Source organism: Arthrobacter sp. NPDC093128 (genome assembly GCF_040683875.1).
In the GTDB taxonomy this organism is placed as follows: Bacteria; Actinomycetota; Actinomycetes; order Actinomycetales; family Micrococcaceae; genus Arthrobacter.
The window spans coordinates 56,639-69,747 of the sequence record NZ_JBFBEY010000006.1 but is presented as its reverse complement, the minus strand read 5'-3'; the positions used below and the strand labels follow the sequence as shown (position 1 = coordinate 69,747).

10 protein-coding genes and 2 tRNA genes are annotated in these 13,109 nt (G+C 66.7%); 9 read left to right on the top strand and 3 right to left on the bottom strand.

The genetic code is table 11. The features are described 5' to 3' along the window. Positions 1–127: 127 nt before the first annotated feature. Positions 128–1,642, top strand: a complete 1,515-nt coding sequence (gene gltX, locus AB0N24_RS08875) for a glutamate--tRNA ligase (protein ID WP_364122962.1) — start codon at positions 128–130, stop codon at positions 1,640–1,642. Beyond that, entirely contained in the window at positions 1,642–2,379 is a 738-nt protein-coding gene (locus AB0N24_RS08870; RefSeq protein ID WP_214952820.1) for an HAD family hydrolase, read from the top strand. Before gltX ends, AB0N24_RS08870 begins: the two co-directional genes overlap by 1 nt. A gap of 16 nt (positions 2,380–2,395) precedes the next feature. Here AB0N24_RS08870 and AB0N24_RS08865 read toward each other — a convergent pair whose 3' ends face one another. Next, complete coding sequence (locus tag AB0N24_RS08865) at positions 2,396–3,796, bottom strand: hypothetical protein (protein ID WP_364122960.1); 1,401 nt, start codon at positions 3,794–3,796, stop codon at positions 2,396–2,398. Between the two features lie 344 nt (positions 3,797–4,140). Between AB0N24_RS08865 and AB0N24_RS08860 the strand changes: the two genes are divergently transcribed. The 4 genes from AB0N24_RS08860 (at position 4,141) to AB0N24_RS08845 (ending at position 7,965) form a co-directional block, all read left to right on the top strand. Then, positions 4,141–4,212 (top strand) — tRNA-Gln (locus tag AB0N24_RS08860). Between the two features lie 127 nt (positions 4,213–4,339). Continuing rightward, a tRNA-Glu gene (locus AB0N24_RS08855) sits at positions 4,340–4,415 on the top strand. A gap of 152 nt (positions 4,416–4,567) precedes the next feature. Beyond that, positions 4,568–6,349: a dynamin family protein gene (locus AB0N24_RS08850; protein WP_364122958.1), complete on the top strand. Its 1,782-nt coding sequence runs from the start codon at positions 4,568–4,570 to the stop codon at positions 6,347–6,349. Next, positions 6,346–7,965, top strand: coding sequence for a GTPase (locus AB0N24_RS08845; protein WP_364122956.1), 1,620 nt, complete (start codon positions 6,346–6,348; stop codon positions 7,963–7,965). The genes AB0N24_RS08850 and AB0N24_RS08845 overlap by 4 nt, the downstream gene beginning before the upstream one ends. A gap of 14 nt (positions 7,966–7,979) precedes the next feature. On the opposite strand, the gene AB0N24_RS08840 is transcribed toward AB0N24_RS08845, so the two are convergent. Together AB0N24_RS08840 and AB0N24_RS08835 are read right to left on the bottom strand one after the other, a co-directional pair. Next, on the bottom strand, positions 7,980–8,525 hold the full coding sequence (locus tag AB0N24_RS08840; RefSeq protein WP_364122954.1) for a DUF1697 domain-containing protein: 546 nt from the start codon (positions 8,523–8,525) through the stop codon (positions 7,980–7,982). 71 nt (positions 8,526–8,596) lie between these two features. Continuing rightward, entirely contained in the window at positions 8,597–9,316 is a 720-nt protein-coding gene (locus AB0N24_RS08835; RefSeq protein ID WP_011692361.1) for an IclR family transcriptional regulator, read from the bottom strand. A gap of 112 nt (positions 9,317–9,428) precedes the next feature. Between AB0N24_RS08835 and leuC the strand changes: the two genes are divergently transcribed. From leuC to murA, 3 genes are all read left to right on the top strand, one after another. Next, the gene (gene leuC / locus AB0N24_RS08830; protein ID WP_364122952.1) at positions 9,429–10,883 is read left to right on the top strand and encodes a 3-isopropylmalate dehydratase large subunit; all 1,455 of its coding nucleotides are present in this window, start codon (positions 9,429–9,431) and stop codon (positions 10,881–10,883) included. Positions 10,884–10,948: 65 nt separating this feature from the next. After that, positions 10,949–11,551, top strand: a complete 603-nt coding sequence (leuD, locus tag AB0N24_RS08825) for a 3-isopropylmalate dehydratase small subunit (protein WP_104175385.1) — start codon at positions 10,949–10,951, stop codon at positions 11,549–11,551. Positions 11,552–11,773: 222 nt separating this feature from the next. Beyond that, a complete protein-coding gene (murA, locus tag AB0N24_RS08820) occupies positions 11,774–13,099 on the top strand; it encodes a UDP-N-acetylglucosamine 1-carboxyvinyltransferase (RefSeq protein WP_364122949.1) in 1,326 nt (441 codons plus the stop codon). Positions 13,100–13,109: the final 10 nt, after the last annotated feature.

Here is a 13,109-nt window from a genome sequence, read left to right as displayed (position 1 = left end):
AATCGCACAGAAACGCGGACAGCCGTCCCGGGAATTCCCGGGGCGGCTGTCCGTTTCTGCAGCGGAACTGGCGGCGGATTTGGTGGCGGGGCGGCTCCCCCGGGCAGGCGGTAAAGTTGGAGTCACTATGACTACTCCTTCTGTGTCCAACGCCGTTTCCAGTCCTGCCGTCACCCCCGAAACCCCGGTCCGGGTGCGGTTCTGCCCGTCGCCCACCGGCACCCCGCACGTGGGCCTGATCCGGACGGCGCTGTTCAACTGGGCCTACGCCCGGCACACCCAGGGAACGTTTGTGTTCCGCATCGAGGACACGGATGCGGCGCGCGACTCCGAGGAGAGCTACGAGCAGCTGCTTGAGGCGCTGAAGTGGCTGGGCATCTCGTGGGAAGAGGGCGTGGAAACGGGAGGCCCGCACGAGCCGTACCGCCAGTCACAGCGCCTTGACCTCTACAAGGACGTGGTGGCCAAGCTCCTGGACGCCGGCTACGCCTACGAGTGCTACTCGTCCCCGGAGGAAGTGGAGGCGCGTCACCGTGCCGCCGGCCGCGACCCCAAGCTCGGCTACGACAACTTCGACCGCAACCTCAGCGCCGAGCAGATTGCCGCGTTCAAAGCCGATGGCCGCGAGCCTGTGCTCCGCGTCCGCATGCCTGACGAGGACGTCACGTTCACCGACATGGTCCGCGGCGAAATCACCTTCAAGGCCGGCAGCATCCCGGACTATGTGATTGTCCGCGCGGACGGCTCCCCGCTGTACACGCTGGTGAACCCCGTTGACGACGCCCTGATGGCGATCACCCACGTGCTGCGCGGCGAGGACCTGCTCTCCTCAACTCCCCGCCAGGTGGTGCTGATCCGCGCCCTGATGGAGATCGGCGTCGCCAGCTACATGCCGGTGTTCGGCCACCTTCCCTACGTCATGGGCGAGGGCAACAAAAAGCTGTCCAAGCGCGATCCGCAGTCCAACCTGTTCCTGCTCCGGGACCGCGGCTTCATCCCCGAGGGCCTGCTCAACTACCTCTCGCTGCTGGGCTGGAGCCTGTCCGCCGATGAGGATATCTTCACCGTGGAACAGCTCATCGAAAACTTCGACGTCCACGACGTCCTGGCCAATCCCGCGCGCTTCGACATCAAAAAGGCCGAAGCGATCAACGGAACGCACATCCGGATGCTGGCGGCGGACGATTTCACGGGCCGCCTGGTCCCGTACCTCCGCGCCGCCAACCTGGTGGGGGACACTCTGACCGCACGCGAGGAGGAGATCCTCGCCGAGGCCGCACCGCTGATCCAGGAGCGCATTGCCCTGCTGGGCGAAGCGCCCGAGATGATTTCCTTCCTGTTCAAGAACGACGACGCCATCGACGTTGCGGACGATGCCCGCAAGGGGCTGCCGGAAAACCTCACCGAGGTCCTGGACGCCGCGACCGCCGCCCTGGGCGCCGTCACGGACTGGAACGCCGAGAACATCCAGACCGCGCTGAAGCAGGCGCTCGTGGAGGACCTGGGCATCAAGCCGAGGCTGGCCTTCGGTCCTGTCCGCACGGCCATCTCGGGGCGGCGGATTTCCCCGCCGCTCTTTGAATCCATGGTCATCCTGGGCAAGGCCTCATCGCTGGCCCGCCTGCACGCGTTCCGCGGCTGATGACTGCCATGCGCGGTGACGGCGGCGGTGTCCTCCATACGGGCTTTGGCGTCATCCGGGGTGTTCTGTTCGATATTGACGACACCCTGGTGGACCTTGAATTCGCCATGACCACCGCGCTGCGTGATGTCAGCGAACATCTCCTGCCCGGCCTGGACCAGGCCGGGTGGGAGAAGTTCGGGCGGATCTTCACGCACGAAACCACACACTTCTATGACCGCTACCTTGCCGGCGAACTGACCTTCAACGAGCAGCGGCTCCTCCGGGGACGGGCTGCCCTGGGCCACTTCGGCGTGGAGCTCGAGGAGGGTGAAGAGTCCCACGCCTGGGTCACGTCCTACGCGGCCCTGCAACACGGCTACGTGCGTGCGTTCGAGGACGTTACTCCGGTCCTGGACGCCCTTGACGCTGCCGGGATTCCCTACGGGGCGGTGAGCAACAACGTCCACGACTACCAGCGGGTGAAGCTGGACACGGCGGGACTGCAGCGCATCAGGGTGCTGGTGGGAACGGACACGGTGGGCGTGCCCAAACCGGATCCGGCCATCTACCTTGAAGGGGTCCGCCTCCTGGGCAGCAGCGCCGCCGAGACGCTCTACGTGGGCGACAACCGGCTGCTTGACGCAGAAGGTTCGACGGCGGCGGGTCTGCTGGGCGTCTGGCTGAACCGCAGCGGTGAAACCGAGTCTGCTTTCGCCGGTCACCAGGTAGGTTCACTGGCGGACCTGCTCGGGTAAAGGCCGGTGGCGGGCATCAGGCGGAATCCCGACGCGGCCGTTTGTTGCGCAAGGCCACAAAAGCACCCACGGAACCCAGTCCCAGCACCCCCACCATGCCGATTGCTGTGCCGGCGTCGGGCCGTCCCGCCATATCTGACGGCGACACCGCAGCGGCGCTCGAGTGCAACGTCTCCGTTCCAGCCGCTACCTTGGCGTTCCCCTCCGCGAGCCTGCCGGCCCCTGCGGCCAGTTGTGTGGAACCGGCGGCAAGCTTGGTGTTGCCCTCTGAGAGTTCCGAGGCTCCGGCGGCCAGGGCCGCGGAACCGCTCAGCAGCCCGGGTTTGGCAGGGTCAGCCGGGTCGCCCTTGACGCCGGTGTTCAGGGCCACGGCCCCGGCGGCAAGCCGGGAGGAGCCTTCGGTCATGCCGGCAGTGGCCTTGAGCAGGCCCGGGCGCTCGGCGTTTCCGGGCACGCCGTCCATCCCCACCCTGATCTTGGCGGTGCCCTCGGCCAGGAGCTGCGTGCCGAGGACAACGCCGGGGCTCGCCGGATCCTGGCTGTTGAGCTTGCCGCTCAGGGTGGTGAAGCCGGCGGTCAGCCTGCCGGCGCCGGCCTGCAATTGCCCGGTGCCTTGGTGGAGCCGTGCGGCGCCGGACTGGAGCTGGGCGGCTCCGGCGTCGAGCTTGTGGGCGCCTGCCGTGATTTTTGCAATCTTGTCTTTCACTACGGACAGCGGTACGAGCCCCTGGACGGGGTCTTCGGCGGCTGCCTGCAACAGCTCAAGGGCCTGGGCCAGGGCAGCGGTGCCCGTACCCGCCTCCGGATTGCCGTTGGCCCCGGGGTAGCCCACGAGCTGATCCGTCCCGGCAGCGAGCCGGCCAGCGCCGGCTTCCAGCCGTGAGGCACCGTCGCTGAGCTGCGTGGCGCCGTCGGCCAGATTGTTTTCCGCGTTTCCGGCGGGTGTGGGAGTCAAGGCTGCGGAAAGCTGGACCGCCCCGGCGGCAAGCTTCTGCGCACCGTCATCAACTTTGTACACGCCGGGGGCGAGTTTGTTGTTGACGTCCGCCTCAATCTTGACCGCTCCGGCCGCGAGCTTCTCGGCGCCCGCTTGGAGCTGGTCGGCGCCGGGAGCGAGCTTATCGGTGATGCCGGAACGGACCTTCTCTGCCCCGGCCGAGAGCTTTCCCGCCCCCGTGTCTGCCAGCGCGGCACCCGTGGAAAGTTTTCCGGCGCCGTCCTGGAGCTGGTCGGCACCCGCGGAGGCCTGGCCGGCCCCGTCCTTGAGCCGCGCAGATCCGTCAGTAATGCGCCCCGTGACCACGGTGTAAAAACCCAGGAGTGCAATCAGGAGCAAGGCGAGTACCGCGATGGCGATCTGCTGGGTGCGGGTGCGGATGCGGTTGTTGGGGGGAGCAGTGGCACGACTCTGTGGCACGGAGGTTCCTCTCGACGGTTCTGGCAGGAGCTGTTGTCCCTGGACGCCTCCGACCGTGACGCAGCTAACACTTGGAGCTGGGCGTGAAACTGCCGGTCGGGAAGGGGCAGGGTGACTAGTTACTGAGTGGTAACTTACCGAGAGTAAACTTGTTTCGCCCGGAATTGCAAGGAATTTCTCGGCCCGCAGTTCGGATTGCCTCCCGGCTGGGGCGTGCGGCGGTCTCGCCCGAGCGCCCAGGGGCCCCGATTTGTGCCAGCCAAAACTCTCGGGTAAAGTAATTACTCGTGCTGAGGCGCTCGGAGCAAAGGTTTAGACCTGAATCTCCGGCCCGAAAGCGTCATTGGGATATGGTGTAATTGGCAACACTACGGTTTCTGGTACCGTCATTCTAGGTTCGAGTCCTGGTATCCCAGCTCTGAAATACTGCACTCCGGTGCGGCGGATCAGCGGTTTCAAAGCGGTTTAGTCGATTTGAAACACCGGCTCTTTGTATGAAACAATCACTGAGCCTGATGGCAGAAATGCTATCCGGAAGTACGCGGCCCCATCGTATAGCGGCCTAGTACGCTGCCCTCTCACGGCGGTAACGCGGGTTCGAATCCCGCTGGGGTCACCATCGAAACGGTCCCGGGCAACAGCCCGGGGCCGTTTTGCTTTTCCTTCTTCTTTCCACCGCGCCATTGGGTTCTTTCTGGCGTCCGTGCATTCCGTGCGTTACTGCCGCCGGATTCGCGCGCCGGACCGGGGCTGAACTGGCATGATGAAGCTGTGACGTCCCCATCTGAGAGTCCGCCCCCGGGCCCGGCCGCGCCAAACTCACGGGCTGCCGCTGCCGTGGAGCTGCTCGAAGCCGTCCGCGGTGACCTCAGCACGGCCGTGCTGCCGCTCGCACTGCCGGGAGCGGACTCCGCCCGCCTTGATATCAGGAATGCGTTGTCGCAGCTGGATGACTACATCCTTCCGCGTTTCCGCAGCCTGGACGCTCCGCTTCTGGCGGTCGTGGGAGGATCCACCGGGGCCGGGAAATCCACCCTTGTGAATGCCCTAGTGGGCCACCCCGTCACACGGGCCGGTGCCATCCGGCCAACCACCAGGCAGCCGATCCTGCTGCACAATCCGGTTGACTCAGGCTGGTTCGAAGACCAGCGCGTGCTGCCGAGCCTGAGCCGAATCAGGGGTGTTGTGGTGGACGCTCAGGTGCCAGCCAACCGCGCCGGCGCCGCACCGGATGCCGCCGCGATATCGTCCTTGGTGCTGGTGGGGCATCCGGCGGTGCCGGCAGGGATTGCGCTGCTGGATGCTCCGGACGTCGACTCTGTCTCGGATGACAACCGGAAGCTCGCAGGACAATTGCTCGCGGCGGCCGACCTCTGGGTATTTGTCACAACGGCGAATCGCTATGCTGACGCCGTCCCCTGGAAGCTGCTCCTCAACGCCGCAGCCAGGGACATCATGGTGGCCGTGGTGCTGGACCGGGTGCCCCCTGCCGCAGAGGCGGAGGTGAGCGCGGACCTCCGGGCGATGCTGCAACAGGAAGGCCTCGGCGCAGCGAAGCTGTTCATTGTCCGGGAGGTCGCCCTCGACCGCCTCGGAATGCTGCCCGCCGAAGCAGTGGAACCCCTGGGGCGGTGGTTGCGCGAACTGGCGGCAGATGCGGCGGGTCGGGCCGAGATTGCCCGGCGGACGCTGAACGGCACCGTGCGCACGCTCAGCGGGCGCGTCGCTGCCCTCGCCCGGGCCTCGCAGGAGCAGCAGCAGGCGGCGGAAGTGTTGGCCAAGGATGTCCGCACCGCCTATCAGGACGCGGTGACCCGGATTCTGGAGGCCACACGGGACGGTGCCCTCCTGCGCGGTGAAGTCCTTGCCCGCTGGCAGGACTTCGTGGGCACCGGCGAGTTCTTCCGCGTCCTGGAACAAAACATCGGGCGCATGCGGGACCGGGTGGGTGCGTTTTTCCGCGGAGAGCCTGCCCCGGCGGTCAGGGTCGAAACAGCCATCGAAACCGGGCTGCAGGCCGTCATCATGGACGAAGCGGCGAATGCGGCCGAGGATGCAGACCAGCGCTGGCGTTCGGACCCGGCGGGCCGGCAACTGCTGGGCACCGACGACCTTTCCGGCACCAGCGCCGGCTTCCCGGACCGGGTCGCGGCAGAGATCCGGGCGTGGCAGGGAGGGCTGATGGAGCTCATCCGCACCGAAGGCCAAGACAAGCGCACGCAGGCCCGGTGGCTCTCCTTCGGGGTCAACGGGCTCGGAGCCTCCCTCATGATCGTTGTATTCTCCATGACTGCCGGACTCACTGGCCTGGAGGTCGGCGTGGCGGGCGGGACCGCCATTGTCGGTCAAAGGCTCCTGGAAGCCGTCTTCGGTGAAGATGCCGTACGGCGACTGGCCAAGACGGCGCGTGAGGACCTGAACGCGCGGTGCCAGAACCTGCTGCAGGATGAGCAGCAGCGCTTCCTCGAACGGCTGGACTTTGCCGCCGGCGATTCACCGGACGTGCTGGCAGGCCATGCCCGCGCCCTGCAGCGGCTGGCGGAGTCCGCGTGAGCAGGCACAGCGGGACCAGGGAAGCCTCGCGGCTCCACACCCGGCTGGAAGCCCTGAACGACGCGCGGGAGCTTGCCGGCGGGGTGCTGCCCGAGGAGTCGCTGGATGACGTGCTGCAGGTCCTGGAGCGCGCCAGTTCGCGCCGTTCGCTGTCCTCGGAACACACGGTGGTGGGATTCTTTGGTGCCACGGGCAGCGGCAAGTCCTCGCTCTTCAACGCCGTGGGCGGCGCTGACATCGCGACGGCGGCAGCACGCCGTCCCACGACCTCGGAACCGCTGGCCGGCGTCTGGGGAACAGAGGGCAGCGAGCCGCTGCTGGACTGGCTCGGGGTGAACAAGCGGCACCATTTCCCGGCAGTGCCGGGATTCGCCGATGAATCCACGGGACTGATCCTGCTGGACCTGCCCGACTTCGACTCAACGAAGGCCGCCAACAGGGAAATTGTCCAGCGGATGGTGGGGCTGGTGGACGTACTCGTGTGGGTGCTGGACCCACAGAAATATGCGGACGCAGCAGTGCACAACGACTTCCTTGCGCCGCTGGCGTCGCACGGAGCGGTCACCCTGGTGGTGCTCAACCAGATCGACCTGCTTCCGGGACCGGACATCGCCCCCGTGCTGGAATCGCTCAAAGCCATTCTGGCCCGTGACGGACTGGGCAAAGTCCAGGTCCTCGGTGCCTCTGCCCTGACGGGGACCGGCGTGGACAAAGTCCGGGCGGCCATCCGCCACGTGGCGCTGCAACGGCAGGCGTTGTCCCAGCGGCTGGCGGCGGATGTTTCCAAGGCCTCGGCGCAGCTCGCGGCGGCCTCCGGAAACGGGGAAGCGGCAGGTGTCAGGGCCGGCACCCGGTCGCGCCTGGCCGACGAGCTTGCGGCGGCCGCCAACGTCCCGCTCGTGGTCGAAGCCGTGTCGCGGTCGTACCGGCACGAAGCAACGCGGCGCACCGGCTGGCCCCTGACCCGCTGGCTGGTCCGGTTCCGTCCCGACCCGCTGCGGCGGCTCAACCTCCGCCGTGAAGGGGCCAGCGCCGAGGTCAACAGGACATCGCTGCCGCCGGCGGGGGCACCGGAACGCGCCAGGACGGACGCGGCTGTGCGGGAATTCGCGGACGCGGCCAGTACCGGAGCTCCCGGGCCCTGGCGTGCGGCCATCCGCAGCGCGGCGCGCGAAGGACGGGACCAGTTGCCGGATGCGCTGGACCAGGCCATTGCCGGCACCGACCTGCTGGCCGGACGCAAATCGTGGTGGTGGGGCCTTTTCAACGCCGTCCAGTGGCTGGCCCTTCTGGCAGCCCTGGGCGGACTCGCCTGGCTGGGCGTCCTTGCAGGCCTCGGCTATCTCCAGCTGCCGGTTCCGGAAGTGGCCAGGGTGGAGGGGTGGCCTGTGCCCACCCTGTTGATTGCCGGGGGAGCGGTGCTTGGCATTGTCCTGGCCAGCGCCGCGAAGGTCATCGCCGGCGCGGCTGCCGGACTGAGGGCCGCCGCGGCGCGGAAAAAGCTCAATGCGGCTGTCGCTGCCGTGGCGGACAGGCTGGTGGTCGAACCGGTGGAAGTCGAGGTCAGCAGGCTGAAATCCTTCAACGCGGCCCTGAAGTCCGCCGGCCGCGGCTAGCGTTGCTGCCGCGGTCAGCCTCCGTGCAGCGCTGCCGTGGCGTCGCGCACCTTGATCATGGTGCGCAGGTTGCGCGTGGTGGTGCTGGATTTGTAGCGGACCTTGGACGACACCTTGCTGAACGGGCTGTCCAGGGTGCCGCCGGCGGGTGCCAGCCAGGCCATCGCCTCCGGACCTAGTCTTTGCTGCCGGGTGCCGTCCAGGCGGGCGCCTGCCTCGAACAGTTCGTCCAGCATGGCCTTGTCCGAACTGAGCGTGATGTAGGTATGGGTCGCCTTGTCTTCGGCCGGGTACGGGCACGCCTCCACGATCGCGGCAACCCTGTCGGCGGTCAGTACCACTACCCACGCGTCATAACCAAAGGCTTCACGCAGGCAGGCTTCGACGTCCTTCTTGACCGCTGCCGCCCCGAGACTGCTGGCGAGGGCCACGTTGCCGCTTGCCAGGAGGGTCTTCACTCCGGTGAATCCGCGGGACGCCAGCGCATTCTTGAGGTCCGCCATTTTGATGTTGATGCCGCCCACATTGATGCCGCGCAGGAATACCGCATAGCTCTTCATGGGCACAGCCTATAACCCGCGAACGGGCCGGGGACGCCGGGCAAACCGCGTCCGGCGGGTGTTGTGCCGGGTCAGTCGTTGTTTTTGCGCAGTGCCTCGGTGAGGACACGGGCGGCATTGCAGACGACTTCGGCATGCAGCCGGCCCGGCTGGCGCGTCAGGCGCTCAATCGGCCCGGAAATCGAGACGGCGGCAATCACCCGTCCGGACGGACCGCGGACGGGCGCCGAAACGGAGGCGACCCCCGGCTCGCGTTCGCCGAGGCTCTGGCCCCAGCCCCGCCGTCGTACTCCCGCCAGGACCGTGGGCGTAAAGCGCGCGGCCTGCAGTCCTTCGAGGAGGCGGTCGTGGTCCTCCCAGGCAAGCAGCACCTGGGCGGCGGAGCCGGCCTTCATCGAAAGCTGCGTACCAACCGGGATGGTGTCCCGGAGGCCGATGGGGCGTTCAGCCGACGCAACGCACACGCGCCAGTCACCCTGCCGGCGGAAGATCTGCGCGCTTTCGCCGGTGGCGTCGCGCAGCTGCATCAGGACCGGCCCCGCGGAAGCGATCAGCCTGTCTTCGCCCGCGGCCGACGCGAGCTCCACCAGACGGCTGCCCAGCACAAAGCGCCCCTGGATGTCGCGGCTCACCAACCGGTGATGAACCAGTGCAAGTGCAAGCCTGTGCACGGTGGGACGCGCCAGTCCGGTGGCAGCCACCAGCTGCGCCAGGGTGGTGGGTCCGGCCTCAAGTGCGTCAAGCACGTGGGCCGCTTTATCGATGACGCCGACTCCACTAGAATTGTCCATGTACTGATATTGCCGTCTCAATATCTGAGATGCAAATCATTTGGCTGGCGTATTACGCGGGCGTGCTGGTTCAGTGGATACAAACAGCCAACAGCAGTGAAGGGAGATGGCCATGGCAAAGACATTGGCCGAGAAAGTCTGGGACGCGCACGTGGTGCGCAAAGGCGACGGCGAAGGTGCCAATGCCCAGCCGGACCTTCTCTACATCGACCTCCACCTCGTGCATGAAGTCACGTCCCCGCAGGCCTTCGAGGGGCTCCGCCTGGCCGGCCGCAAACTGCGCCGCCCGGACCTCACCATCGCCACCGAGGACCACAACACCCCCACGCTGGACATCGACAAGCCTATCGCCGATCTGACCAGCCGGACGCAGATCCAGACCCTCCGCAACAACTGCGCGGAATTCGGCGTCCGCCTGCATTCCCTGGGCGACGCCGAGCAGGGAATCGTCCACGTGGTGGGCCCCCAGCTCGGGCTCACCCAGCCGGGCATGACCGTGGTCTGCGGCGACTCGCACACGTCCACGCACGGAGCATTCGGCGCACTGGCCATGGGCATCGGCACGTCCGAGGTGGAACACGTGATGGCCACGCAGACGCTGTCCCTGAAGCCGTTCAAAACCATGGCGATCAACGTCGAGGGCACGCTCCGTCCCGGTGTTTCGGCGAAGGACATCATCCTGGCCGTCATCGCCAAGATCGGCACCGGCGGCGGGCAGGGCTACGTCCTGGAATACCGGGGCTCCGCCATCCGTGCGCTGTCCATGGAAGCCCGGATGACCATCTGCAACATGTCCATCGAAGCCGGTGCACGTGCAGGCCTGGTTGCCCCGGACCAGACCACCTATGACTACATGTACGGACGCCCGCACGCGCCGGAGGGCGCGGAGTGGGACGCCGCCGTCGAATACTGGAACACCCTGCGCACCGAAGACGACGCGACGTTCGACGTCGAGGTGGACCTGGACGCCGACACGCTGGAACCCTTTGTTACCTGGGGCACCAACCCCGGCCAGGGCGTTTCGCTGTCCTCCAAGGTTCCCTCACCCGAGGACTTCGGTGATGAAAACGCCAAGGCCGCGGCCGAACGGGCACTGCAGTACATGGGCCTGGAAGCCGGTACGCCGATGAAGGAGATCCGGGTGGACACGGTCTTCCTGGGATCCTGCACCAATTCCCGGATGGAGGACCTTCGCGCTGCGGCGGACGTCATTCGCGGCCGCACCAAGGACCCGAACATCCGCATGCTCGTCGTACCGGGCTCGGCACGCGTCCGGCTCGAGGCCGAAGCGGAAGGCCTGGACAAGGTCTTCAAGGAGTTCGGCGCCGAATGGCGTTTCGCCGGCTGCTCCATGTGCCTGGGCATGAACCCGGACCAGCTGGACGTGGGGGAGCGCTGCGCCTCCACGTCCAACCGCAACTTCGAGGGCCGCCAGGGCAAGGGCGGCCGCACCCACCTCGTCTCGCCGGTAGTCGCGGCGGCGACGGCGGTCCGCGGAACGCTGAGCTCGCCGTCGGATCTGGACCCCGCCCCGGAGTCCGCCGCCCTCCGCACCAGCGCCGCCTAGATAACGCCGACCAGTCCAGGCCGTTTAGACGCCGCCCAGACCTACCCAGCACCGAAGGATCCGCCATGGAAAAGTTCAGCACCCACACCGGGATCGGCGTACCGCTGCGCCAGAGCAACGTGGACACCGACCAGATCATCCCCGCCGTTTACCTCAAGCGCATCACCCGCACCGGCTTCGAGGACGCACTCTTCGCCGCCTGGCGCAAGGACCCGGCCTTCATCCTCAACCAGGCACCGTTCAACGCCGGCTCCGTGCTGGTTGCGGGGCCCGACTTCGGCACCGGGTCCTCCCGTGAGCACGCTGTGTGGGCACTGAAGGACTACGGCTTCAAGACCGTCCTGTCCTCCCGGTTCGCCGATATCTTCCGCGGCAACTCCGGAAAGCAGGGCCTCCTGGCGGCTGAACTCGCCCAGGATGACATTGAGCTCATCTGGAAGGTGCTGGAGAACGCCCCCGGCACCGAAGTGACGGTGGACCTCGTCTCGAAGACCGTGATGTGCGGCAACATCGTGGCTCCGTTCGAGATTGACGACTACACGCGCTGGCGCCTGCTGGAAGGCCTGGACGACATCGGGCTGACCCTCCAGCACGAGGAAGACATCACCACCTACGAGGCGACCCGTCCTGCCTTCAAGCCGAAGACCCTCCCGGCACGGCTGTCCTAGACCGGACGGTATTACCGGACCGAATTACCGGACGGGCGCGCCACGCCGCGGGTCCGCTGCTGAACGCTGCCGCGCCCGGGCCTGGTCCCTGCTGTGCCCGCTCCGGACCGTGGCGGGCCCTTCGAAAGGCGTGCCGTATTTCAGATCGGTAACGCAAGCTCCTATGCTTAGCTGGAGCCTTTGTAAGGATTTGGGGGCGAGTAGTCGTGAGGAAACCGGTATATGAGTAGTGTTCTGACAATCCGCGGAGGCGTCCCGCTGACTGGCCGCGTCACCGTCCGCGGGGCCAAGAATCTTGTCCCCAAGGCCATGGTGGCTGCCCTCCTGGGCAACGAGCCGTCCGTGTTGCGCAACGTTCCTGAAATCAAGGACGTCGAGGTTGTCACCAGCCTGCTCCAGCTCCACGGCGTCACCGTGGACAAGGACCCCGTCACCGGGGACCTCACCCTGGATCCGAAGGGCGCCAAGACCGCGTCCAGCACCGCCATCGACGCCCACGCGGGCGATTCCCGGATCCCCATCCTGCTGTGCGGCCCGCTGATCCACGCGATCGGTGAGGCCTTCATTCCGGACCTGGGCGGCTGCAAGATCGGCGACCGCCCGATTGACTACCACCTGAACGTCCTGCGTCAGTTCGGGGCCGTCGTCGAAAAGCGCCCGGGCGGCATCCACATTTCCGCGCCCAAGGGACTTCAGGGGGCCAAGATCTCCCTGCCGTACCCGTCGGTGGGAGCCACCGAACAGGTCCTTCTCAGCGCCACCCGTGCCGAAGGCATCACGGAGCTCTCCGGTGCCGCCACGGAGCCGGAAATCATCGACCTCATTGCCGTGCTGCAGAAGATGGGCGCCATCATCAGCGTCCAGACGGACCGCACCATCCGGATCGAAGGCGTGAAGGACCTGGGCGGCTACAACCACCGCGCCCTCTCGGACCGCAACGAGTCCGCATCCTGGGCTTCAGCTGCGCTTGTGACACGCGGAGACATTTTTGTCGAGGGTGCATCCCAGCGCGACATGATGACCTTCCTGAACACCTACCGCAAGGTCGGCGGCGGCATGGACATCGGCGAGGACGGCATCCGTTTCTACCACCGCGGCGGCAAGCTGAACCCCCTCGTCCTGGAAACGGACGTGCACCCGGGATTCATGACCGACTGGCAGCAGCCGCTCGTTGTAGCCCTGACCCAGGCCGAGGGTGTGTCAATCGTCCACGAAACCGTCTACGAGAACCGTTTCGGCTTCACTGACGCCCTCCTTCGGATGGGTGCCAACATCCAGGTGCACCGGGAATGCCTCGGCAGCGTGCCGTGCCGCTTCGGCCAGCGCAACTTCCTGCACTCGGCCGTCATCTCGGGCCCCACGCAGCTCAAGGGCACCGACATCGACGTCCCGGACCTCCGGGGCGGCTTCAGCCATCTCATCGCAGCACTGGCCGCCACCGGCACGTCCCGGGTGACCGGAATCGACATCATCAACCGCGGCTACGAGCGCTTCACCGAGAAGCTCGCCGGCCTGGGCGCCGATTTCGACATCACCTCAGCCAAGTAACGGGGTCCCA